Source organism: Caulobacter sp. AVps16, from assembly GCF_058681455.1.
The window spans coordinates 1,169,878-1,192,353 of the sequence record NZ_CM178739.1 but is presented as its reverse complement, the minus strand read 5'-3'; the positions used below and the strand labels follow the sequence as shown (position 1 = coordinate 1,192,353).

The 22,476-nt window shown below is 59.9% G+C and carries 20 protein-coding genes; 13 read left to right on the top strand and 7 right to left on the bottom strand.

All coding sequences use genetic code 11. From position 1 onward, the window contains the following. The first annotated feature begins 43 nt into the window (after positions 1-43). A complete protein-coding gene (locus ACW17U_RS05715; protein ID WP_492055184.1) occupies positions 44-352 on the top strand; it encodes a hypothetical protein in 309 nt (102 codons plus the stop codon). Between the two features lie 360 nt (positions 353-712). Here ACW17U_RS05715 and ACW17U_RS05710 read toward each other — a convergent pair whose 3' ends face one another. From ACW17U_RS05710 to ACW17U_RS05695, 4 genes are all read right to left on the bottom strand, one after another. Continuing rightward, entirely contained in the window at positions 713-1,462 is a 750-nt protein-coding gene (locus tag ACW17U_RS05710; RefSeq protein ID WP_492055695.1) for a DUF3313 family protein, read from the bottom strand. 440 nt (positions 1,463-1,902) lie between these two features. Then, positions 1,903-2,676, bottom strand: a complete 774-nt coding sequence (locus ACW17U_RS05705; RefSeq protein ID WP_492055183.1) for a LytR/AlgR family response regulator transcription factor — start codon at positions 2,674-2,676, stop codon at positions 1,903-1,905. Continuing rightward, positions 2,673-3,812: a sensor histidine kinase gene (locus ACW17U_RS05700; protein WP_492055182.1), complete on the bottom strand. Its 1,140-nt coding sequence runs from the start codon at positions 3,810-3,812 to the stop codon at positions 2,673-2,675. The genes ACW17U_RS05705 and ACW17U_RS05700 overlap by 4 nt, the downstream gene beginning before the upstream one ends. Before the next feature lie 618 nt (positions 3,813-4,430). Beyond that, the gene (locus ACW17U_RS05695; RefSeq protein WP_492055181.1) at positions 4,431-4,895 is read right to left on the bottom strand and encodes a helix-turn-helix transcriptional regulator; all 465 of its coding nucleotides are present in this window, start codon (positions 4,893-4,895) and stop codon (positions 4,431-4,433) included. Between the two features lie 598 nt (positions 4,896-5,493). Here ACW17U_RS05695 and ACW17U_RS05690 point away from each other — a divergent pair. After that, positions 5,494-6,228, top strand: a complete 735-nt coding sequence (locus ACW17U_RS05690) for a hypothetical protein (RefSeq protein ID WP_492055180.1) — start codon at positions 5,494-5,496, stop codon at positions 6,226-6,228. Between the two features lie 282 nt (positions 6,229-6,510). On the opposite strand, the gene ACW17U_RS05685 is transcribed toward ACW17U_RS05690, so the two are convergent. Next, positions 6,511-7,386 (bottom strand): LysR family transcriptional regulator, encoded by an 876-nt coding sequence (locus tag ACW17U_RS05685; protein WP_492055179.1) that lies wholly within the window; start codon positions 7,384-7,386, stop codon positions 6,511-6,513. A gap of 86 nt (positions 7,387-7,472) precedes the next feature. Between ACW17U_RS05685 and ACW17U_RS05680 the strand changes: the two genes are divergently transcribed. The 7 genes from ACW17U_RS05680 to ACW17U_RS05650 all read left to right on the top strand — a co-directional run bounded on the left by ACW17U_RS05680 (position 7,473) and on the right by ACW17U_RS05650 (position 15,236). Next, positions 7,473-8,195 (top strand): class I SAM-dependent methyltransferase, encoded by a 723-nt coding sequence (locus ACW17U_RS05680; protein ID WP_492055178.1) that lies wholly within the window; start codon positions 7,473-7,475, stop codon positions 8,193-8,195. 114 nt (positions 8,196-8,309) lie between these two features. Beyond that, the gene (locus ACW17U_RS05675; protein ID WP_492055177.1) at positions 8,310-8,750 is read left to right on the top strand and encodes a DUF6326 family protein; all 441 of its coding nucleotides are present in this window, start codon (positions 8,310-8,312) and stop codon (positions 8,748-8,750) included. Positions 8,751-9,307: 557 nt separating this feature from the next. Next, complete coding sequence (locus ACW17U_RS05670) at positions 9,308-10,066, top strand: hypothetical protein (RefSeq protein WP_492055176.1); 759 nt, start codon at positions 9,308-9,310, stop codon at positions 10,064-10,066. A gap of 98 nt (positions 10,067-10,164) precedes the next feature. Next, positions 10,165-10,965, top strand: coding sequence for an SDR family oxidoreductase (locus ACW17U_RS05665; protein WP_492055175.1), 801 nt, complete (start codon positions 10,165-10,167; stop codon positions 10,963-10,965). 579 nt (positions 10,966-11,544) lie between these two features. Next, positions 11,545-11,925 carry a hypothetical protein gene (locus ACW17U_RS05660; RefSeq protein ID WP_492055174.1) on the top strand — a complete coding sequence of 127 codons (381 nt, stop codon included), beginning with the start codon at positions 11,545-11,547 and terminating at the stop codon, positions 11,923-11,925. Positions 11,926-12,914: 989 nt separating this feature from the next. After that, on the top strand, positions 12,915-13,874 hold the full coding sequence (locus ACW17U_RS05655; RefSeq protein ID WP_492055173.1) for a TraB/GumN family protein: 960 nt from the start codon (positions 12,915-12,917) through the stop codon (positions 13,872-13,874). A 240-nt stretch (positions 13,875-14,114) separates the two neighbouring features. Next, entirely contained in the window at positions 14,115-15,236 is a 1,122-nt protein-coding gene (locus tag ACW17U_RS05650; RefSeq protein WP_492055172.1) for a hypothetical protein, read from the top strand. Positions 15,237-15,380: 144 nt separating this feature from the next. Here the strand turns inward: ACW17U_RS05650 and ACW17U_RS05645 are convergent, their stop codons facing one another. Continuing rightward, positions 15,381-16,046, bottom strand: a complete 666-nt coding sequence (locus ACW17U_RS05645) for a TetR/AcrR family transcriptional regulator (protein ID WP_492055171.1) — start codon at positions 16,044-16,046, stop codon at positions 15,381-15,383. 87 nt (positions 16,047-16,133) lie between these two features. On the opposite strand from ACW17U_RS05645, the gene spt reads away from it, so the two are divergent. The 3 genes from spt to ACW17U_RS05630 all read left to right on the top strand — a co-directional run bounded on the left by spt (position 16,134) and on the right by ACW17U_RS05630 (position 19,385). Beyond that, on the top strand, positions 16,134-17,351 hold the full coding sequence (gene spt / locus ACW17U_RS05640; protein WP_492055170.1) for a serine palmitoyltransferase: 1,218 nt from the start codon (positions 16,134-16,136) through the stop codon (positions 17,349-17,351). An 853-nt stretch (positions 17,352-18,204) separates the two neighbouring features. Next, positions 18,205-18,402, top strand: coding sequence for a hypothetical protein (locus ACW17U_RS05635; protein WP_492055169.1), 198 nt, complete (start codon positions 18,205-18,207; stop codon positions 18,400-18,402). Positions 18,403-18,629: 227 nt separating this feature from the next. Beyond that, positions 18,630-19,385: a DUF1889 family protein gene (locus ACW17U_RS05630; RefSeq protein WP_492055168.1), complete on the top strand. Its 756-nt coding sequence runs from the start codon at positions 18,630-18,632 to the stop codon at positions 19,383-19,385. Positions 19,386-19,706: 321 nt separating this feature from the next. On the opposite strand, the gene ACW17U_RS05625 is transcribed toward ACW17U_RS05630, so the two are convergent. Beyond that, positions 19,707-20,702 (bottom strand): AraC family transcriptional regulator, encoded by a 996-nt coding sequence (locus ACW17U_RS05625; protein WP_492055167.1) that lies wholly within the window; start codon positions 20,700-20,702, stop codon positions 19,707-19,709. 90 nt (positions 20,703-20,792) lie between these two features. On the opposite strand from ACW17U_RS05625, the gene ACW17U_RS05620 reads away from it, so the two are divergent. Then, positions 20,793-22,472: an alpha-amylase family glycosyl hydrolase gene (locus ACW17U_RS05620; protein WP_492055166.1), complete on the top strand. Its 1,680-nt coding sequence runs from the start codon at positions 20,793-20,795 to the stop codon at positions 22,470-22,472. Positions 22,473-22,476 lie beyond the last annotated feature (4 nt).

Here is a 22,476-nt window from a genome sequence, read left to right as displayed (position 1 = left end):
CCGGTCCGGCGAACGTTGTTCATCCTCACCAGAGGACATGACCATGACTGACAACAAGCAGAGTCCAGCCAACTCAGCGCCCGGTGTTCTTGGCGACTGGTCCCAGGCCCAGGACCTTGGACAGGCAGGCCATCCCGAGGATCGGGTCAGCGAAACCGACGTGAAGGAAGCCTTCCAGACCGAAGCCTCCGCAACCAGCCGGAAGGTTGCCCCGTTGCCGGACGGCGAAACCCACGACAACCTCGCCGAACATGTCGATCAGGCCGAGGACCGTCAGGAAGCCCTGCTGGACGAAGGCCTGGAAGAAAGCTTCCCGGCCAGCGACCCCGTCAGCGTCAAACGCATCACCTGACATCCGGCTCGCCGCCGGTCTGCCTCACGCCTCCAGTTCGATGTCCGAGTAGAGGACACCAAGAACCGCCAAAACCTTCTCATACCATCTGTTTTAATTAAATATTTGATCGATGACCGAGCCTCAGCTTGAGGCTCGGTCATCACTGGTTCATCACTGCCTTAGGCGACGAACTGGCTCCACACTGGACTTTGCAAAAATCGAGAAGGCTTGCATTTCGAGCTTCGGCACGAGATGGCCAACGGACCGGCGTGACTCCCATTTCTCATCCAGCCGGAACGAGAGTCCTCGGTTGGTTTGCGCCCGGGTTTGGGTAGGTGGCAAGAGGCCGGTGCGCAGAGCTATCAGTCAGGCCCCGCCCTACGGCTTGGAGGCCTTGATCTCTCCTTCGGGCGCGCGCCCTGCGCCAGCGACCGAGGGGACGTAGAGACCCGTAGCGAAGCTGACCAGAAGGCCGCCTACGGCGCGTCCCGCCGTCTGCCGCGGGCCAAATCGAGCGCATGGGTCGGGCTTGGCGACTGGCCGCTTAAGGCTCCCCTTGGCCGCGAAAGCCTTACTTACAGCCTTAGCGAACGGCTTGGCGAGCTGAAGCGCGTCACCGACCGGCGAGAGCGAGGGATCGATGAAGCTGAGGCCCTCGACCGACTTGGTCCAGGTAAACGCCGCCACTTGTCGCCCCCCTGGCGCGGTCAGAGCCGCCTCCACGCCCAGTCCGCCTGATATCCCGCGACCGCGATAACGCACCGGAACCGGAACGAAGACGCCAGCCGCAGCCGTCGCCGCTGAGCCTGCCTTGCTAGTCGGCTTGACGGTCACGATCCTAGTACGGACAAGCCCCGCTTCGGGCTCGGGCGAGGTGGCGATCTCGTACTGCTGGCTAAGCTTGAAGCAGAGCTGGCGGTCGATTTCCCATCGGACCATGGCCTGGTCCGCCGCAGTGATAGGCGTGTCGTCACCAAGCTTCAGGACACTCGGCTCTATATACACGCGCTTGACCGAGTCAGCGGCCGCATCGTCGCGTTGAAGCCTTGCAACGGTCTGCTTGGCCTCTGCCGTAGGCAACTGCTGGGAAGGGGGGGAGAAGGCGGAGCCCGGCGCATTGGGCGGCATAGTTTGGCAAGCTGAGGCCAGCGTCGACAGCGCTGCCAGGGTAACAACCCTGACGCCGATGGGGGCACGGTGAGATTGTGGACTCACAGCTTCGGGTGAATTCATGGTGCAATCCTCGGGTAGAATTTTCTCGCCCGAAGTTTTTGACAGGCGCACCCCTGCTCTAGCGAACTTAATAAATAGAAATAAATAGCCTATTGGTACTAGTACATAATTTCAAAAATTAACTATAAACAATTCACCCTATCGATTCCTGCTGAATGCGCTTAATATAAAATTATAGATAGAATTCTGTTTCTGATTAAAATCACGGCAGAAGATCAACCTACCTTGCAGACCATGCGCTCGACAATCGAGCAATAGGCATCAAGTGGCTGCGAACGCTTGCGCGGAAACGGCCGCGTCCAGCAATCGGCATAACCGCTGCGCCCACCGCACCCCTAACGGGCCAGGGCGGTCCTGACTATGTTGCCATAGGTCCTGCCAACACGAATTTCGGCACCGTCGACGAGCACCAAGACAAATGAGGAAAAGGGCCCCGGTTTGACACGCGCGATCGCGCCGCGGCGAACGATTGCGCTGCGGTGAACACGACAGAAAACGGCTGGATTGAGCCGGCGCTCCAAGGAGGCCAAGCTCTCCTGATAGAGATATTCCGCGCCGGGGACCAGTATCCGGACATAGTCCCGATCGGCCTGAAAGCTGAGGATCGTTTCAGGCGCGATACGGATGTAATCGCCGCGTGACTTGACCCAAAACTCCCGCGTCTGCCCTGCCCCCGGATCCGAAACGCGCAGCACCGAAGACAGGGCTTCCTGCAACTCAAAGATACGCTCGGCCTGGACCTGAGAGCCGGCCGCGCACCGGGCGCGTTCCAAGGCCAGTGCGAAGCGTCCCGGCTCGATCGGCTTGGTCACGTAGTCGATCGCGTTCGCATCAAAAGCCTGCAGGGCGTGATTGTCGAAGGCGGTGACGAATACGATCACCGGTGAACCCTCACCAAAGTGTTGGAGCAGTTCGAACCCGGTGCCGCCCGGCATCTGGATATCCAGCAGCAGGATATCAGGCATCCGTTTCTTGATGCTCGCGGCAGCCTCGATGATATCGCAAGCCTCGTTGATATCTCCGACCCACTCGAGCTTGTTGAGCAGCCGGATCAGCCGACGACGTGCCAAAGGCTCATCGTCGACGACAAGGACCGAAAGGGGCGTCATTCGGTCCTCCATGGCAGATCCAGAGCAGCGCGGTAGATTCCCGGCTCTGCGGGTCCTGCGGAGAATTGCCAATCGTTCTTGAACCGCGCGCGAAGTCGACCCGCAACGTTCTTCAGCCCAACGCCCATGCCGGCCGGCTTGGGCAAGATCATGTCCACAGGCATATTGTTCTCGACGATCACTCGCAGGCGGTCTGCATCACGCGTCGCCGAGAGCCAGATACTGACCCGACCCGCCATGGCCCCCACCCCGTGCTTGATCGCGTTTTCGATCAGGGGTTGCAGGATCAGACTTGGCACCAGCGCTCGGCGCACCTCTTCAGGCATGTCGATATGGAAGCTCATCCTGTCCGAGAAACGCTGGTGCTCGATCTCCAGATACTCTTTCTGCAAGGTCAGCTCTTCGGACAGCCTCACATCGTTGAACGGATCCAACGTAAGCGTGGTGCGCAAAAACGTCGAGAGCGACAAGACCATCTGCTCCGCGCGCGCCGAAGAGCCCTCTTCGATCAGGCCCGCGATGGAGTTGAGGGTGTTGAAGAGGAAGTGCGGATTGACCTGGTAGCGCAAAGCTCGCATCTGGGCCGACAACGCCTCTTCCCGAACAGCCGCCAGCCGGCGCTCCCGGTCGCGGACATCGAAACTGAAGAGCAAGGTCAGGAACACGCAGGACCAGCCGAAAAACGCGACCCAACACATGAATAAGTCTTGAATGTTGCCACTGACAGAATAGTCCAAGTTCGCCGAAGCGTAGAAGATCCTATAAAATTCTCGACTTAGGAAAAAATCAGCAAAAGCCACAGCGGTAGCGACAATAAAGCAAACAATTATATTGTAGACCATCTTGCTTTTGCGGATATTCCAAACCGCGACAGACATAATAAATAGAGATAAGAATCCTGAAAAAACATCGACCAGCGTCGAATAACCAGCAAAACCCTTGGGCTGTTTCTCAGTCAGTCCGGATCCGGAAAAGTAAGCGGTGACGCCGAAGATCAACGCCGTCAAGAAAAGGTAGGTGACACCGAGCCTTAACGCCTCGCCGATCAGCGCCTTTCGGCCTCGAAATCCATTATCCATAGCAATCGCCTCTTCTCCGAGAGGCTGGTAGAAATGATCTTCGGATTGGTTTGTCATCAGTCAGCGCAGAACCAGTACACTCAGGAACTTGATAGCCCGCAGCCATCGCGGAGAGATTCTAGGATAACTCCTAGGCAGCGGTAACGTCATGATGCGGGCTACAGGATACGCTCCCGTTGGCCTGTTCTCGTCGCCGCATTGATCTTCCTCCAGCACGATTTTGGATACCCCTCAGCAACCTGGTCGACATGACCTTGGCGGTGGCTCCATTCCGACCGAGGGATCTCATCTTCCCCTGAGGCGACTGCCAGTCGAGGAACAATCTGCCGCTGTAAACTAACTCAATCTGATAAACAGAACGGCAAAACCATAGCTACCGTGCCGCCTTGCCGCAGCTGATCTTGCGCGGTTACGCTATGTCTGGCCCATTTGGCCGCCCCTCTACGTCGTCAGAAGTTTTGGGACAGCCGGGTCGCGGATTTAGCGGCAGGCTTGCCTCATCTGGCGTGGATATCTAGGCGGCGATTTTGCAGTGCTATAAGCCCCGATTTCCCAGCCTCGGCCGTTGGCGATCGTGGGGCGCCCGCCAGCGGTGCGCCGGCCTTTAAGCACCTCGGCACCGACCACTTTGAGACTTGGCGCGCCACGCGTGATCAGCGGCCAGTATGCAGAACCTCAGCAGGGGCTTGTGCTAGCCATCGTGCCCCAAACTGCGGCAACGGCACCGCGCGTGGCGACATTGAACAGGCGCATCAGTTGAGAAATATGATTCCGGACGGTGAAGTGCGACAGACTCAACGCTCGGCCGATTTCCTTGTTCGATTTGTTGCTCGCCAAGAGCTCGAGAATTTCCAGTTGCCGATTGGTCAGCATAGCTCGGCAATCTGGCGAGGCCTGGATGGGACGCCAGGCACCCCCGCGGCTGGTGTAAAGCAAGCAGCCTTGCGGCAGAGCCGTCCGGATCGTTTCGACGGCGTCTTCGGCCTGCTCGCTGCGAACGGCGAAAAAGATGAGCAAAGGCTCTGCGCCTTGGCGCTGAACATCTGGATACTCCGCGCCATGGCGGTCAACATCTGGATAAAGGCAGGAAACCGGCGACGGTTCTACAGTGGCGGTCTTGAGCATTTGCAGGGCCGACATGGCGAAGTCATCCGGTTTCGATGTTGTCTGGTAGAACCGTGGCGACCTGCTCGGTTGCGCTCAATACGGCGCTCGCCAGGCCGCTGTGGGCGACGGGGCGGCGTCAGGATTTTCGACGAATGGCTGTTTAGAGCCGACAGACGGCAGGGCTCAGACCTCGGGCGCGACGATCAACGCGCGCGTGGGAGCCGGTCGGGCCTCGGCTTCGGACTGACGACAGGCGCCTGACGTCGCGTCCTGGCTTTTGCATGCCGGTTAGCTCTCGCCGCTTGCGGCCAGGGCGAGCCTCGTCGTTCGTCGACACCCTCCTGAACTCTTGGGCCGCTGCGTTCCATTTGCGATCAGCCCCAAGAGAGCCCCGGTGGGGAGAGTTGTAGGCGACCGTCGGGCAGTCTCACGGCTCTGAACAGCTAGCCTGATGTCCCGGGTCATCGGCAGTGCAGCAACACCCTCCGACAGACGGTATGCCGATGCTGGAACAGCAAGCGACTTTGACATGCCGAACTCCCGCCACAATCGCCCCAGCCGAAACATCTCGCGCGACCAAGCGTCCGACAAACCACCAGCCAGTATCGTCTTTAGCAGTTGGGCCGGAATCATGTTTTCCGTCACAGCCCTCGCGCTAGCAGCTGGCACTGTCGGTGCCGGCTACTTCATTGGCGACACTGAACCGTCGCCCTCGGCCTTGGCCAAGACCCTTGGTTACGAAGGGCTGTCGCAGCAGACCGCTGGGCTGGGCAGCGCGGTCCCGAGTCCGGAAGCCGCACTTGCTATTGTACTGAAGACCCATCCAGAGCTGGTGCCCAAGAACGGCAGTCCGTTCAACTACAAGGCCCAGACCGTCATCGCTCTTGAAGACCAGGCTGTTCTGATAGCCACGGTTGGAGCCGAGTTAGCCCTTCCCAAGGTGACCGGCTCGATCGGTATCTTCTATCTGCTGGCTACGCCGACCGACAATGAGCAGGTCGGCGCTCGGCCCTCGCTTAGGATCGACGCCCCCACAGGCCTTGCCCCAGAGTTTCGCGTCGCGAACGAGTTTGGCCAGTGGCCAGTCCTTGTCGTCAGGACGCGTGATGTGCACGCAGGAATAGCCTGCGAGAGCACTCAGCTCGTCGAGCTGCGGCCGACCGGCCCCGTGGCCTCCGCCCCCTTCGTGTCGGGCTATGATGCGAGGGGCGTGCAAGGCCGCTCTGGTCGATCCTGGACCGGTCAAATTCGGGATGTCGGCTTCGCCGGCGGTTTCACCCTCGACACCGGGGAACGTAGCATCCGTTTCGTCCGTGATGATGGCCGCTACGTGCCCGCTCGCGGCTTCGAACCGTCCCGCTGCTAGGTGCCCCTCCCCTTGCCTGAACCTGGCTGAAAGGGCCTCACAGCTGACCACAAAGGCTGGCTTAGCTATCACTTAGTCGACGTCGTTGATGCTGAGCGCAGGACCCAAGTTCAAGTGCGTCCGCTTGGCTATCATCGCCCCAGGCCAATAGCGCCCCCTCAAGCTGAGCGAACGCACTTTATCCCCGGTTCCAAATGAGCTGCGGAGACAAGTCCTTGTTAGAGCGCCCACACCCAAGAAGCCCCCCACGCAAGAAGGAGCCGCTTGTTAGCTGGCGCAGCCCTAAATCCGAGCCAATTCCTCGGCCATGATCGCCTGGACCAGGCGGATGCTAGGGCTAGATTGCAGTTCCTGATGGGTGACCAGCCAGATTGGCACCGGAATGGGAGCCATCTCCGGCAAGAGATTCACCACTCCGGGGGTCCGCTCGGCCACCGCGCGCATCATCAAGCCCACACCCATGCCGCGCTTCACCATTTCCCAGATCACAACCGACGACTCCGACACGATCCGGAGATCCTCAGTGAAGATCGGGATACCGATCTCACGCATAATGCTGGAGAATTGAGGATCATCGAAGCCCATTAGGCCCGCCCGGGCGAGATCGGCAGGCGCTTTTGGCCGACCCTTGCGAGCGACCCAATCCTCTGACGCGAAGAAGCCCGCTTCGGCATCGCGGATATGCAAGCCGGCCAAACCAGGGCGATCAGGACGAACATGGCGTATGGCGATGTCCGCCTCCCCACGATGTAGATCGCTGATCTCATTGGAGGCGACGATCGCAATCGTGATCTGAGGCGCTTCTGATCTTATGCGCGCCACGATCTCGGGGAGGATATAGGCCGCAGAGATATCTGTCGCAGAGATGCAGACCCGCCCACCAATCTCCTGCGCTCGACCACTGGCCGCGAGAACGAGCGTGTCAGCGGCGTCCCCCATGATCCGAATGTGATCAAGCAGCTCCATCCCGGTCTGGGTGAGGACCAACTTGCGACCCCGTCGCTCAAACAGGGCGACACCCAGATCGGCCTCAAGCGCCAGGACCTGCCGAGACAGTGTCGGCTGGGTCAGGCCCAGCTGGCGCGCCGCTGCTGACAGAGATCCCGCAACAGCGGTCGCGTGAAACGCGCGAATACGGTTCCAGTCCATCGTCGTCATGCAAATACGTATATCATGGCTGTGAATTTAGGCAATTTCCTCAAAAAACGTATGTGTTATTCGCTTTCCCACAGGAGCATTCCGGCATGCACACAGCGAGCGACACGCGTTATTGGAACAAAATCTCGCGCAAATACGCCAAGGACATCATTGCTGATCAAGGCGGCTATGAGCGCACCCTGGATCGGACCCTGGCCCTGCTGCAACCAGGCGACAGCGTGCTGGAATTGGGCTGCGGGACCGGTAGTACGGCACTGCGGCTAGCAGGCGACGTGCGGAGCTATCTGGCGACGGATCTGTCCGCCGGAATGATCTCGATCGCCAAGGAGAAGCAATCCACGGGCGCCATCCAGGCCCTTGCTTTCCATGTCGCGACTGCCGAATCCCCAATGCTCATTGCCGGGCAATACAATGCAGTTCTGGGGTTCAACTATCTCCATATGGTCCGCAACGTGCAGGCTACACTATGTCGCATTCACGACCTGCTTGTCCCCGGCGGTTTATTCATCTCCAAGACGCCCTGTCTTGAAGATATGGGGCCACTGATAAGCCGGGTGTTGCTGCCAAGTCTGCGTGCGATCGGCATGGCTCCCCATGTCAGCGTCTTCAGACAAGCCGAGTTTTGCGCCCTTATCAGCGCAGCTGGTTTCGAAATCCTCGCCGTCGAGAACCATGCCACCAAAGGCAATGATCGCCGGCCCTGCATCGTGGCCCGCAAACGGTGCGCGCCCGAGGCGGGGCAACCCGCTGCAGAGGTAGGTCAATCTTCTACCTACTCCCGCAACTCGTGCCTCTACCTCGACGCGTGACGCCTAGGTTTGGGAGAAACCGTGCCCAGCTGCCAGCTCCGTTCGGTCGGTCCCAGCCTTAGCCGATTGCTGATCACACCCGAAATAGTCATCAATTTTTCCACGAGAATAACTATGAAGATCCAAAATTCAAAAATAACAAAATTGGAAGAATCCCATGTAAATCCAAAAATTGTGATGGCCCTTTTGTGGTCCAGCTTTATGTTCTTGTATATCTACCTAGACTACTTCCACCTATACATGCCCGGCTCATTGCGCGATATTCTCAATGGGAGAGTATTTGAATTTGACATAAGTCAAACTTTTACTTTTATTGGCCTTGCTTCGGTTACAATACCAACTCTAATGATTTTCCTTTGCGTAGTGCTGCCGGCCAGTTTGAATCGGTGGACTAATATAATAATCGCCACCATCTACATTCCATATTCATTGTTCAATTTGGTAGGCGAGGCCTGGCCACACATGTATTTTGGCGCAGCGGTAGAGGTCGTAATTCTAATCCTTGTTATAACGCATGCCTTTAAATGGCCCCGTGTCGAATCTGCAAATAACTGATATATTTAAGAATATAATTGCGCACGTCGCCACATCTGAACCAATTAAATACTACTGACGCCGGACCGGTTGCGAACAGAAACCGGTCCGGCACATTGGTCACCGCTCACCAGGCTGATGGATTCTGTGAGCAAGTTACATGGGCAGATCTGAAAATGAACGCATCAAGCCGCGCTCTGGCGCAGCCATGGCTAAGCCGCGAATGCCTGCCTTGCGGCAAACGGCAAGGTGCCCGTCTGCCGACGAACAATGCACCGGGTCATCTCGGCTCGGTGCCCCGGGATCGGGAAGTTCTACAATAGCGCACACTCCAAGTTCGCTTGGAGTCGAGGCAAGGCGTCACAGAGGCTGACCGGTTGAGCATGTTCGGTGACACCATCATTTGTCAGGTCCCGCCACCTCCAGGCCGATACGAACGACGCTCTGGCGGTAGCGGCCTGCACTTGAGGCATGCCCATGGCTTCGGACAGACGCCGAAGCCGCAACAGTGCGGCCAGCATAACCTCCAAGTACCCTCCACTGGCGGGCGACTGGTAACGATATGGAGAAGACCCTCCGTGCCCGAATCCCTGAAGCGCACCATTTTCAACTGCAGGCGGCTCTCCATTTTTGGCGCTGCGCTCCTCTCGGCGAGCAGCTTCACCGCCAGCCAACTCCATGCGCAGGATATGTTCCAGGTACTGTATGCTCAGAGCGCGTTTGCCGAACAGCAGCGCACTGCCGCGAGCATTCAGGCGTATTACAGCAACAGATCCAGCTCCAATGAAGTTCGCTATGCGGCACCTCCGGCAAGGGGCCTGAGTCTTAAAGAAATCGCGGCCCTCGAAGCGGAGCAGAAGGAAAGGGACGCGGAAAAGGAAGCCGAGTACCAGCGATGGCTCAAAGGAAGCTGGCAATTCTTCCAGAGCCGGGAGCCTGCCGAGCCCGGCGAGTTTTGTACCGCTATGTACCAAAGCCCCAAGGGCATGATCACCCTGAGTGGCTTCGACAAGAGCTGGGAAGGGGGTCTCCTCATGTTCACGGGCGAAGCCATCCCAACCCCCCGCCGCTTTAGCGAAGTCAAAGTCACGCTTACCCAGTCAGGCACCCCACCAGCGACAGTCAAGGCTTTCAACCGCGCCCGGGACCCCCGAATGGGTCCGCTTGGCACCATCGTACTCGCGGTTCCAGCTATGGAAGCAGCACTCGTTGGCATGACCGACGAACAGGAGTTCGCCTTGGCCGTCGGCGGCCGGGAGGTCTTTCGCATGGCCTGGAAGGACGGCGTCAAGGCTGCTGGCGAACTGCGCAAATGTATCCGCAATCGCCGCCCCTAGAAACACTGAAGGCTCGTGGTTATCGGCTTTCTATTGGCAGATTTCACCAAGCCTAGCTGCTTCCAATTCTGTAAAGTTAACTTAGTGAAATTAAGATCATGGGCAGACTGAACGATAAGATCGCGCTAATCACTGGCGCGACCCAAGTCATCGGCGAAACTATTGCTCGAGCCTTTGTTGCAGAAGGCGCACGTGTACACTTGACCGACATCAACGATGAAGCAGGCGTCGCACTAGCCACTGAACTTGGCTCCTCGGCGATATACCACCACCTAGATGTCGGCCAAGAATCAGACTGGCTGGATGTAATGCAAAAAGCTCTTGCCCAAGACGGCCTTCTAGACGTGCTCGTCAACTACGCTGGCATTCCCGGCTATGAGACTGCAGGCGCTGCAGACGCTTCAGGCGAGGTAAGCTTGGAGAAATGGCGCACGGTTAGAAAGACTAACTTGGACGGGGTTTTCCTAGGCTGCAAACACGCCGTCCGTGCCATGCGTGGAACTGGTAGAGGATCGATAATCAACATCTCGTCCCGCTCCACTCTGGCCGGAATGCCTGCTGACATTTTCGCTTCTTCGAAAGCGGCGGTCCGCAACTGCACCAAATCAGTCGCACTCCAGTGCATTGCCGAAGGCTTGGCGATACGCTGCAACTCTATCCATCCTGACGGCATCCCGGCTCCAATGAGAGAGCTGGAGCTGGGCGACAGCTACGATAGAGAGCCGATTGTTGCTCCGCCCGTTCGCTCCACGTCCTCGACAAGATCTGGACACCCAGATGAAGTGGCTGCTGTTGCCGTGATGCTGGCGTCCGACGAAATCGCATACATGACAGGCGCCGAGTTGAACCTCGCATTCGGATTACCCAACGGGCCCGCTTCATCGCCCGAGCGCGACTAACCACGCAAATACTCTTCACAAGAAATGTCACATATATTCAATATGCAATTTTCTGTGCTTCAAGCCTTGAATTGCGGCACCAAACTCCAGGACAATTAATTTAGTTTCGACATTTCCCGATTATTGGCTGCACTGGAACGGGAACGACTGCCAGGACTTGTATTTCATTGGCGCTATCGCTCCGCTCTAAAATACATTTTTCTGAAACAGTAGATCACGATTGCACTCCTAACTGGCCTCGAAGCACGAAGCCATGAGCCTCGACGCAGATCTGGCCGGGCTACCAGCCCCCCCCCCGACCGCACTTGGGACGCCAATGCAGAGACAATGCTGGTATCAGCATTATTGGGCTGCTCCTCTAGAAAATGTCGGTCTTATTTTTTCCACTTAGTAAATATGCATCGTTACATTTTCACTTTAATTGAATCTTCGGCAGACTCTACGCGGCAATTTGTGCCGAAGGCTTGAATATCACCGCCAAAACATAATTTATCTTATTGTTTTTGTTAAATAAAATTACATCCCAACTTGCACGAAACTTGCGAGGAGAAGTGCACTCAGTTTTACTTGGGAGCTCCCATGCAACTCTACAATTCCAGCAGCACCTCGGCGACACATCACGCGGCGGCCTTGGCAAGGATCAAAGGCGTTACAGCCTCGGCTGCTACAGCCGTCCCGATACCGACCACCGCCACGACCGAAGCCAGTGAAAGCCCCAGCGCGGCGGGGGCCAGGTCAACCAAGGATGAGTTTCTCGACTATGCAAAACTAACGCCCGCACAAAAGATGCGCGCGGCAATACTCAGCAAGCTGAAAGTCACCGAAGAAGATCTAAAGGCGATGACCCCCAAGGAGCGCCAGAAGATCGAGGATCAGATAAAGGAGATGATCAAGCAGCAGGTCTTGGGATCCGACAAAGAAAAGATCCAGAAAGGCGCGCTGGTCGACCTTAAGGCCTAGAATAGTCCACATAGCGACGAGGCGGGGTCAGCGCAGCCCCGCCGCCCGTTGTCCGGCTGACACCTGTAGATCTAGACGTACCAGCACTATGCAAACTGCTGCCTGGTCCAGCCTTCGGCACGGCCATAGCTCGAGGCCGCTGAAGTGACCCTACCAGCAGGTCATCTATGGTCCTGATCGCCGACCTTGAATGGCTGCCTGTGGCGTATGTTCGGACAACTTGGCAGCTTGACGGTGGCTAGTTGAGGCAAGGTCACCCGCGCCGCAAAGCTAGGTCCTCAAACTACATCTCGCCGCGCCAGGTGGTTCCGCGCTAGTCGCCCCAACGCCAAACATCGGACAGTTTGGGGATTTCGCAGAAGAGGCTTTCGCTCGATGTGTCACGACCTGCCGGTCACGCTGATTTACGTTCAAGCAGAATGTTCGGGATCGCCAGCAAACCGCCGGTCACGCTCTTCAACCTAACGATACCGCCGCCTCTCTTCGCAGGCCGTCGTCGAGACACGGCCGCCATTGCGGGCGCAAGTCGTACAAAGGCCAAGGCAACACAAAACGCAGTCTTGAACATGACAAAACTCACCATTCAGGCTGCCTAAGCGTTCCTATTTCAGGCCCCTCAGAACAAGCTTGGCGATGCACCGGTACACCGTCGCGATCGCCTCACGAGACGCGACCAGACGCGCCCGCAGAGTTGAGCTTTGTAGGCTCAAAGCCACGTCGCAAGAGCGGCCTGAACACCGGCACCCTCGCCGGCAAAGAAGCTGGAAGCCTTTGCGCAGCCTAGGGTGGCGGGCCTGGTTAGGCTGCCGGCGATGTCTTTGTGCCGGCCGCCGGTGACCGGGACGAACAGGTTTTTCCGGACGCGACACGCCCAGTCAGTGCCAAGAGCGGTGCCCCCGTCAGCCCTCCAGCGGCGACCTTCCAGCCAGCCCAAAGTCGCATTTTGACCTTAATGGTCGCGTTCAGGCTCTCAAGAACCGATCAGGGATATGACAGTGAAATTGAAGTACTTATCGCTAGCGCTGGGATTGATTGCACTCCTGCCCACTGCGGCCCTCGCCCGGGTAATTGATGATCCCGAGGCGACAGTGGTCGAGGCCTTGGTGGTCAATGCCCGATTGCCCGGACCGGCCTGGTGGAAGGTCTCCGACAGTGACACGACGATCTTTGTACTGGGCCTTCCCTCCTCCCTACCCAAGGGTATGGCCTGGGATAGTTCAGTGCTGGATAACCGCCTAAAGGGCGCATTCGCCTATATCACGCCGCCCACGGCCCGGGCGGGTCTCACCGACATTCCTGCCCTGCTCCGGCTGCGCAAATCGCTGCTGGCCGACAAGCCGCTGGAAGAGACCTCACCGCCGTTGGCGGCACGGCTTTCGCGGGCCTGGGCAACTGCAAATCCCAAGTCGCCCGATGATTGGCGCGACTGGAAGCCTCTAGGCGCGGCTCTATTCCTGACCGACATGGCCAGCAAAAGTACCGGCCTGGACGATAGCCAGCCTGAAAAGGCCATAGCAAAGCAGGCGCGAAAGAACGGAGTAAAGGTACGCGCGGCAGCCAACTATAAGGCTATGCCGATGATGAATGCCGTCGCGCGTAAGCACAGTGATTCAGCGGGCCTAGCCTGCCTGGAGGAAGTGCTCGACGACATCGACCGCGGGCCCGAGCCCGACCGGCAGGCGGCCCGTGCCTGGGCCGAGGGATGGGTCCGGGGATCGCTGGCGGCCCGCCGAGGATACGACCGCTGTAGCCTGCTGCTGCCTGGTGTCTCCGCTTTCATTCGCCGGACTGCCTCCGATGAAGTGACGGCCCTCTCCGAGGCTTTAAAAACCCCGGGTCACGCGGTGGCGGTCTATTCAGTGCGGGGACTGGTCGCCTCCGATGGCGTTCTGGATCAACTCCGAGCTCGGGGTTATTCGGTCAAGACGCCTGCCGACCCGTCGCCCTGAGCGGCCCGGGCTGGACCCACTTCCACTATCGCCTGCTGCGATGTCGGGTCGAACAACCGCAACGCCGTCTTGGCATGCGAGACCAGCAGCATGATCCCCCTAACGCTCCAGGTGCCTCAATGCGGGGCCTGGAGCGGGCCGGTCGCCCTCCCTATCGCGCCCACTTGTTCGCCGGTGCCTTTCTGGCCTTACCCAGCAAGGCCTGACCACCCAAGACTTCAAACCGTGACAGGCCTGCCCATGACCATAATCGGATCTTCGCCCTATGTAGCTGGCTATGCCAATGCCGGTCTGGCCACAGGAAAGACCACGCCGACCGCTACCGACAGCGCCGCCTCCGGCACAGCAACTAAGGCAACCGCTGCAGTCAATGTCACATTGTCCGCCGAAGCCCAGGCCGCGCTAAAGACCCAGACCGATGCTCGATCAACCGACGTCGTCGTCGCCCAGGCCCGGGCAGCCATAGACGGCCTTCTGACGGCCGCGCGAACCAATAGCGCGCTGGCCGACGGCAAGCCGACGATCAGTTTGACAGATCTTGATCGCCGCGAACTCTTTGCTGTTGCCAGCGGCCGAAGTGGCAAATTTGCGCTCGATGAGCAAGTTGTCGCGACCTTGGAGCTAAAAGCCCGCCAGGCCGACGCCTTCTCCAGCCCTGCCGCTACAGCCAGGACAACAGGCGACTATGCCGGCCTCTACCAGGCGGCCCTCGACAGGCTCGATGCAGCCGGAGCGGAAGAGAAATCTACGGGGCAATGGGCCAAGGATCGTGCGGCCCTCGTCGAGGGACGCAAACAGGCCATTGCAAAGCCTGGTGTGGCCCCAGTTGGGGTCGAGGGCGATCCCATAGCGGCCTATCTCAAGGACATCGGCTCTGTCGTCGCCAACGCAAAAACCCGCGACTTTGGTAAGGTTGGCATCGATGTCCGGGCCGTGCTCGATCGGCAATATAGCCTCGCCACAGCCGACGGCGCAGCGAAGGGAGCTGACAGCGGCGACATAAACTTTGCCCGGTTCGACACGCGGTCTCTTGCGGCGATTTCGCTTAATCGAGACGGGTTGTTCTCGGACCACGAGGTCACCGAAGCCACCAGCGAGATACGCGCCCGAGAGCATTCGTCGGTCATGACTAGCTACAGGGCAAGCGCCGCTTCGACCGACGCCTCCAGCTTTGGTAAGGCTATTATCACCCAATATGCCACCATGAGCGCCGAAGAACGCGAAGCGTCGGGATGGACCCCGGAGCTCTATAACAAAATGGTCGCCCTGCAGGATACTCGCGAAAAGCTGGCCTCACTGTTTGGCTCAAACGGTGGCTTGGCTGAGGCTGGCACTATGACGCTGCTGGACTATCTCGACTAGGCAAACCCGCAAGGCGGCCTTTCTGTGCACGCGGACATTCGCCCCCCTCCCCGCAGCCGAGGCTTAAAGGCCGTCGATGACCGATCCTTTGGGAAACAAGCTTTCGACAGTTATCAGGATCATCGCGCTACTACGTCCACAGCGTCAGGACACGCGCATGCCGATATGGGCCATGAGCCTCTCTGCCAGTTCGGGTCGAGCCAGGTCGGTCGCGCAGGCAACCACCGGAGCTAGGACTGCCACTGCGCTCGTTTCAAGAAAAACGTCATCGGTCGCGTCGCCGCTCGCCCAATCGTAGATCGCCCCCAGATAGTTGGAATAGATCGTTCGCCCCAATCGGTCGGGATCAACGGCTTTGGAAATCACGCCGGCAGCCTGGGCTTGAGCCATGGCGTCAATGACGATCTGGGCCGGTTCACGGCCCAAATGTGTACCTTCAAAGAGCACACGCGGGATTCTCACGAGGACTTGTCGGTAGAGGCACGCGTCGTCGACATACATCCGTGCCGAGAAGATGGAAGCTTCGAGCGCAAGTTCGATGCCTGTCGCGTCGGTCTTGGCCAGAACCGTGTCTATGCGATCCAACGCCGCGTTCATCACAGCCAGCGCAATCGCGTCGAGCCCCCCGATCAAGTTGTAGATAGTTTGTGGAGCCACATGCGCAACGCCGGCAATCTGACCTAGCGATACCTTGTCGATCCCCTGCGCGCGCCAAAGAGATGACGCTGCGGCAATGATCGCCGCGCAGCGCAGGGCCTTGCCGCGCGCGCGCAGTGCCAGCATTAAATTTGGATTGGGATCTAAATTCATTGTTGTATTTATTTTTAGACTGTAATCCAATTTTCAACAAGCGAACCCTCGCGGGGCCATCTGGCACCGCCCCTCGAAAGCATCTCCTTGGGCCTATTTGATTCCCACGCTGCCTTGCGCGCCCGCTACAACGCCGCACAATCGGCCGGCCGAATGCCCACGGGCGTGGTCATGGATCAATTGTTGTCAGCCAGCGAAGCCATCATCAACGGCAAGCGGACGACCACGGTCGGCACCCATAACTATCTAGGCCTCGCTTTCGACGAGGCTTGCATCGAGGCCGCGATCGCGGCGGTCAGACGCGAGGGAACCGGTACATGCGGCTCACGGATCGCCAACGGTTCGTTTTCGGACCATGTGGCTCTGGAGCAAGAACTGGCCGACTTCTATGGCATGCGCCACGCCATGGTGTTCTCAACCGGCTACCAGGCCAACTTGGGGATCATCTCCACCCTTGTCGGGGCCAGTGACTTCCTCCTGCTGGACGCAGACAGTCACGCCTCCATTTATGACGCCTGCAAACAAACCCGGGCCAACGCCATCCGCTTCAAGCACAACGACGCCGCTAGCCTCGATGCGCGCCTGCGGCGCCTGACAGGCGAACCTGGCAACAAGCTCGTCGTCGTCGAGGGCATCTATTCAATGTTAGGCGACATGGCTCCGCTGAAGGCCATAGTCGAAGTCGTCAAGCGGCACGGTGCCTACATCCTGGTGGACGAGGCCCACTCAATGGGCGTGCTAGGTGAGCGCGGCTGCGGCCTGGCCGAGCAAGAGGGCCTGCTCAACCAAGTCGACTTCGTGGTCGGTACATTCTCCAAGAGCCTTGGCGCAGTGGGCGGTTACTGCGTATCAAGCCACGAGCAGTTCGACATCCTACGCGTGGCCTGCCGAGCCTATATGTTCACAGCCTCGCTGCCACCTGCCACCGTTGCGTCAACACGCGCTGCGCTGAAGGTCATGCGCGAACGCCCGCACTTGCGCGCCAAGCTTTGGGAAAACGTCTACCGGCTGTACGATGCTTTGACCGGCGCGGGCTTCCGGTTGGGCTCAACACCCAGCCCGATCGTCGCGGTGTGCCTGCCAAGCGAAGAGGCTACCCTGACCATGTGGCGGGAGCTGCTCGATAGCGGCTATTACGTCAATGTCGGCCTACCGCCAGCCACGCCCTCAGGCGAAAGCCTACTGCGCTGCGCGGTCTCAGCGGCGCACTCCGAGGACCAGATCGACGGGCTCGCCGATCAGATGATCCGCCTTGGCCAAGCCTTGGGAGTTTTGCAGAAATCTCGAAGCGTCGCCAAAGCCTGAGTTGGGGCAAAGCGGCCACCCCTAATCCTGTTAACCCGGCTCTGGGTAGGCCGGTTCGCGCCGACCGCCCTTAGTTCGGCGATCAAAGCAACGGCAGCAGCTCCCGTCGAGTGGGCTCAATAGACCCGGCTGCTCTATTTGCCCTACAAGGAAAAACCCTCGCCGATCGGTCCAATTTTGCGATCATAAGCAATTGCTTAGCTGGCTATCTTCTTGTCCGAAAGCAGCGACGGTCATCACACGTTTTGGCCGTTTCGGGCCCAATGACCAGCGTTAAGGAACAGGGCGCCGGCGGCTTTGACGCCGCTCTCGCCCATTACGAAATCAAAGCCTTAGCGTTGGATCATAGAGCGTGCGGACAGAGTAGACGCGCGCTGCTTCATACGAGCATGACGCCCGTCCTACTCAAACCCCCGACTGGCCGAGGAAGGCCAGGAACGATGTACCGGGTCACTGCAGCCGATTGTTGCAGAGCCTGCGGCGTATAGAAATTAGGCGCTCTTCAATCGCCCTCCTCGATGCCGTCGACTGGTCAACCTGCCCGGCGCACCTGGGGCGCGGGCATGCCGAGGTATCGGCCTCATCGTGCACCACCATCTCGAAAGCTGCTCTTGCTGAACTCCTGCCTGAACACCGCCACCTTGAGATCAGCCCTGCCCGACGCCGCAGCCGCGGCGCACCCAAAGGCTGCAGCAAGCGAGCCAGTCGAAACTGCGGCTGTCGCCAAGTCCTTCGCGACCGAAAGTCTCCTGCGGCAAGCCGACGGGTTGCAGGCGGCCATTCAAGCCAACCACGACAACGGCCTGATCAGCGCCACTGCTGATCGAGACCCACTCCTCCCATTGAGTTTCTCATGAACTTTCATCTGCTGATCGCCACAGCCCTCATTGGCCTTGCCTACCTTGCCACCGCAAGCAGCGCTGCTGCGGCAAGCCAGCCCGCCATCCCGTCTGTGATGGATGTCCACAACGTCACCCTCGCTCCGACGCAGTGGGCCGGAAACGGCACCAACGGCTGTTTCCACAACCTGGTGGCCCAGTCCGTAGACTGAGGTTGCGCAGCCTGGATAGCAGGCTCGCCTCACTAGCTGCTCGGTATAGGCGAGGACTTTCGAGGCCAAGCGCGCTAGCGGCCCGCAAGTCACCGACAGCGTGCGCAATGTAGGGCGAGCTCTACCAGAACTCTGCATCGCCAGAACTTTTGGGACCGCCGGGGCTGCGGGTTCAACGCGGAGGTTCAACGAACCTCATCTTTCGCGACAACAAAAGGAAGCACGGCATGGCCGAAATCATCCGCGTCTTGGTGCCGCTCGACAGCCATGCTGCCGGAACGATCCAGACCGCACTCGAATACGCCAAAGTGATGTGCGAGACGACCGGCGCACGCGACATCATCCTGCTGACCCACAATAAAAGCCAACTGGAACACACCCCCTTAGCGCACCACCTGGGTGATCACACGGTTCGAGCCCTTGCCAAGGGCCCAGTCAGCGTCTCGGCTGGGATCAGCCTGCAAGCCGAGAGTAGACGGACCTTGCGACGGCTGCGTGGGCCCGCTGTGCTCATCGTTTACTACGCTGAGAGCGAGATCCTGGAACTTGCCGACGGCGCGCGGAACGTCGCCGGGGTAGTGGCCGTGCCCGACTACCCGGGACGGGCCGATGATTGGGCTGAACGCTGGAACGTCAGCGTTCACGGACAGGTACGCAAGGCGCCCGTGCCCCTGATCGACGACCCGGTGGTCGTTCGCGCCCTCGAAGAGCTCACCCAAGTCATTAATCTGTCGACGGGCTTGATCCACCCTCACGACAAAGAGATGGCCGACGAGTTCCTACGCATCCTTCGCGCCAAAGGTCATGCCGATCCGACGGAAAAGATCCGCTCCTGGGCGATCCGCAATGGCTGGAAGCCCGACCACACAGTCAAGCTTAAGGCCTTGTCGCGAAGGATCTGGCGTCTGAAATCCAAACCTAGCCTGCTGAAGTTTCACAACCCGCAAGAGCGCTACAAACGATGGCTCACGGGCGACCATTGATCGCCCGCTCAGCACACCCTTTCGGGGCTGGATGAGAAATGGGGATCACGTGACCCCCATTTCTCATCCAGCCATAACGAGAGTCCTGGGTTGATTTGAGCCCTGGTCGTGGTGGGTGGCAAGAGGCCGGTGCGCAGAGCTATCAGCCAGGCCCCGCCCTATCCAGGGGCAACGGGACAGGCTGGCCTTGCAAGCCCACGGGGCATTGGCAGCCAAGGTTGGGAGCCGGCAGGATTCCGGGAGAACAGGTTTGGCCGCGTGGTCGCCGGCGAGATCTGCCGAAGGCGGGGCCGGCGGATGAAGGCCTTCTGTCCTAACGCATCATTTGGCGTCAGCTTTGAGATCGACCGCGCGCCGGTACTCTCGTGGAGACACGCCGATCCGGCGACGGAACTGAACATTGAAGTTGGAGAGCGTGGGCAGGCCGCAAGCGAAAGCGACGTCAATGATGGGCTGATCCGTTCGCCGCAGAAGCAGGCAGGCTTCAGCGATGCGCAGGTCGTTGACATAGTCCGTGAAAGACCGCCCGACGAGGCGCTTGAAAGCGCGGCTGAAAGCCGCTGGCGTGACGTGAAGATGTTGCGCGGCGGTGGCAGCGCAGAGGTCCTCATGGAAGTGGGCGCCGACCCAGGTCAGCAGCCTGTCGATTCTTCGCGCATCCGCAGCCGCGGTCCCTTCGTGGCGAGGAGACTGCAGGCCTAGAGGGCGTCGCAACGCCAGGTCGTTGGTGCCGGAAATCAGGTCCAGGATGGACAGGCCCACCGCCAGTTGCGCCAGTCCGCGCGATTGCAATAGCTGCGGCATAGCCCGACGCACCTCTTCGGCGACGCCTCCGCCAAGGATCCAAGCCGAAACCGGTTCGTTGATCAAGCGACCGATCCCGTCAGCCCATTCCGGCAATGACGTCAGGCTCGCCGTGGGCCGAACCTGCATCACCATGGCTTTCACGCCACTGGGCTGCGGCCCCCATGACAACCAGGCGTGTGCTGCGTTTGGCGCAACGAGAACCAGGTCGCCGGTATCGAAGGGCTCGACCGAACCGCCCACAAAACGCAAGCCGGACCCCTGAGAGATCCAGGTCAATTCGATCAGGGGATGGGCGTGCACGGCCCCGGCAAAGGCAGGGAGCGCCAAGTCCAGAACCCGCAGCGTCTTTCCTTCGGCAAACGGAACCGCCTCTTGCACGACCTTCATCGACAGGAACTCCTCCGAGCCAAAGCGGCAGATGCTCTGGCGTTCCGCCCGGGGCAGAGGCCAGCCGTGCAGGGCACGGCACACAAGGGCATCCAGATCGTGCTGCCAAATGTCCGCGCTCACAGCATTCTAACGCCAACAGGCGTCATAAAACAGTCAGTATGGGTCGACTACAGGTTAGAACCCCGCTGCGCTCCACCGCATACTGAGGCCATGCACCCTGGCCCTCCAACCAACGAAAGCAGCCGGATCCAAGAGGCGCCCTGGTGGCGCGGCGCGGTGCTTTATCAGGTCTATCCGCGGTCGTTTCAGGACAGCAATGGCGACGGCATCGGCGACCTAGCCGGGCTCGGCCAACGCCTGCCCTATATCGCAAGCCTCGGGGTCGACGGCGTGTGGATCTGCCCCTTCTTTCCAAGCCCCATGCGGGATTTCGGCTACGACGTGTCAGACCACCGCGACGTCGACCCGCGGTTCGGCACGTTGGCCGACTTCGACCATGTCGTGCGCCAGGCTCACGCCCTCGGCCTGAAGGTGATCATCGACCAGGTCTGGAGCCACACGGCGGTAGAGCACCCTTGGTTCACGGAAAGCCGTTCCAGCCGGGACAACCCCAAGGCCGACTGGTACGTCTGGGCCGATCCCAGGCCAGACGGCGGCCCGCCGAACAACTGGCTAAGCTGGATGGACGGGCCAGCCTGGCGCTGGGAGCCGCGGCGGCGGCAGTACTACCTGCACAACTTCCTGCCCCAGATGCCGGACATCAATTTCCATTGCGAGGCGGCCCAGCAGGAAATACTGGCCATCGCCCGCTTCTGGCTGGACCGGGGGGTGGACGGCTTTCGGCTCGATACCGCCAACCTCTACGCCCACGATCTTCAAATGCGCGACAACCCGCCCGCGCCACCTGACCAGCGCGGCGACAGCCCGGTGCTGATGCAGCGCCATGCCTTCACCATGGATCAGCCCGAATCCCTGGCCTTCCTGCAGCGCCTGCGCACCGAGATGGATGTCTATCCCGGACGCATGGCCGTGGGCGAGATCGGCGGCGCGGACGGGCTGACGACGATGCTGGCCTATACGCGCGGCGGCACTGCGCTGCACACGGCCTATGCCTTCGCCTTCCTCGGCGCGCGGCCTGACGCCCCGGCGGTGGCTCGCCAACTTGCTCCCTGGGCCGAGGGCGAGGGCGAGGGCTGGCCGGCCTGGGCCTTCTCCAACCACGACGCCCCCAGGGTGGCCACCCGGTGGGCGGGTGGTGACGCGGCGACGTTTGCTTTCGGCGGCCCGGCCAGTGCGGCTGCGGCGGGCGCGGGTCCGCTCACCTGGATGGCCCTGCTGATGGCCTTGCGCGGCACGATCTTCATCTACCAGGGCGAGGAACTGGGCCTGCCGCAAAGCGATGTTCCCTTCGAGCAGATGCAGGATCCGTTCGGCCTCGCCAACTGGCCGCTCATTCCCAGTCGTGACGGCTGCCGGACACCCATGCCCTGGGCGCACGCAGCCGCACACGCCGGCTTCAGCACCGCCCAGCCCTGGCTGCCGGTGGACCCCGCCCATGTGGATCGCGCCGTGGACCGGCAGGAGGCCGATCCGGAGTCGATGCTGCAGCAGACCCGCCGGCTTCTGGCGCTGCGTCGCGCAAACCCTGCCCTGCAGTCCGGCGCCTGCCGCGTGCTTTGGGCCGAGGGTGAGGTGCTCCTTTTGCAGCGCGGCGACGGACCGGACGCCATCCTTGCGCTCTTCAACCTGGGCGCAGGGGAGGCTCCCCTGCCCCCCATACTTGCCCCTGAGGCGGTCAGTCAAAGCCCGCTGCTATGGGCCAGTCACACGGACCTGACCCAGGCGTCTCGTCTTCCCGGCGGTGCCGCCCTTTTCCTTCGCGCGACCTGAACCC

Coding starts and splice junctions, on each gene's coding strand:
- ACW17U_RS05695 (WP_492055181.1), bottom strand. CDS start 4,895: ATGTCGGCCCTGCAAATGCTCAAGACCGCCACTGTAGAACCGTCGCCG.
- ACW17U_RS05635 (WP_492055169.1), top strand. CDS start 18,205: ATGAACTTTCATCTGCTGATCGCCACAGCCCTCATTGGCCTTGCCTAC.
- ACW17U_RS05690 (WP_492055180.1), top strand. CDS start 5,494: ATGTTTTCCGTCACAGCCCTCGCGCTAGCAGCTGGCACTGTCGGTGCC.
- ACW17U_RS05660 (WP_492055174.1), top strand. CDS start 11,545: ATGCAACTCTACAATTCCAGCAGCACCTCGGCGACACATCACGCGGCG.
- ACW17U_RS05705 (WP_492055183.1), bottom strand. CDS start 2,676: ATGACGCCCCTTTCGGTCCTTGTCGTCGACGATGAGCCTTTGGCACGT.
- ACW17U_RS05700 (WP_492055182.1), bottom strand. CDS start 3,812: ATGACAAACCAATCCGAAGATCATTTCTACCAGCCTCTCGGAGAAGAG.
- ACW17U_RS05630 (WP_492055168.1), top strand. CDS start 18,630: ATGGCCGAAATCATCCGCGTCTTGGTGCCGCTCGACAGCCATGCTGCC.
- ACW17U_RS05665 (WP_492055175.1), top strand. CDS start 10,165: ATGGGCAGACTGAACGATAAGATCGCGCTAATCACTGGCGCGACCCAA.
- ACW17U_RS05645 (WP_492055171.1), bottom strand. CDS start 16,046: ATGAATTTAGATCCCAATCCAAATTTAATGCTGGCACTGCGCGCGCGC.
- ACW17U_RS05685 (WP_492055179.1), bottom strand. CDS start 7,386: ATGACGACGATGGACTGGAACCGTATTCGCGCGTTTCACGCGACCGCT.
- ACW17U_RS05655 (WP_492055173.1), top strand. CDS start 12,915: ATGACAGTGAAATTGAAGTACTTATCGCTAGCGCTGGGATTGATTGCA.
- ACW17U_RS05715 (WP_492055184.1), top strand. CDS start 44: ATGACTGACAACAAGCAGAGTCCAGCCAACTCAGCGCCCGGTGTTCTT.
- ACW17U_RS05650 (WP_492055172.1), top strand. CDS start 14,115: ATGACCATAATCGGATCTTCGCCCTATGTAGCTGGCTATGCCAATGCC.
- ACW17U_RS05675 (WP_492055177.1), top strand. CDS start 8,310: ATGAAGATCCAAAATTCAAAAATAACAAAATTGGAAGAATCCCATGTA.
- ACW17U_RS05680 (WP_492055178.1), top strand. CDS start 7,473: ATGCACACAGCGAGCGACACGCGTTATTGGAACAAAATCTCGCGCAAA.
- ACW17U_RS05710 (WP_492055695.1), bottom strand. CDS start 1,462: ATGCCGCCCAATGCGCCGGGCTCCGCCTTCTCCCCCCCTTCCCAGCAG.
- ACW17U_RS05620 (WP_492055166.1), top strand. CDS start 20,793: ATGCACCCTGGCCCTCCAACCAACGAAAGCAGCCGGATCCAAGAGGCG.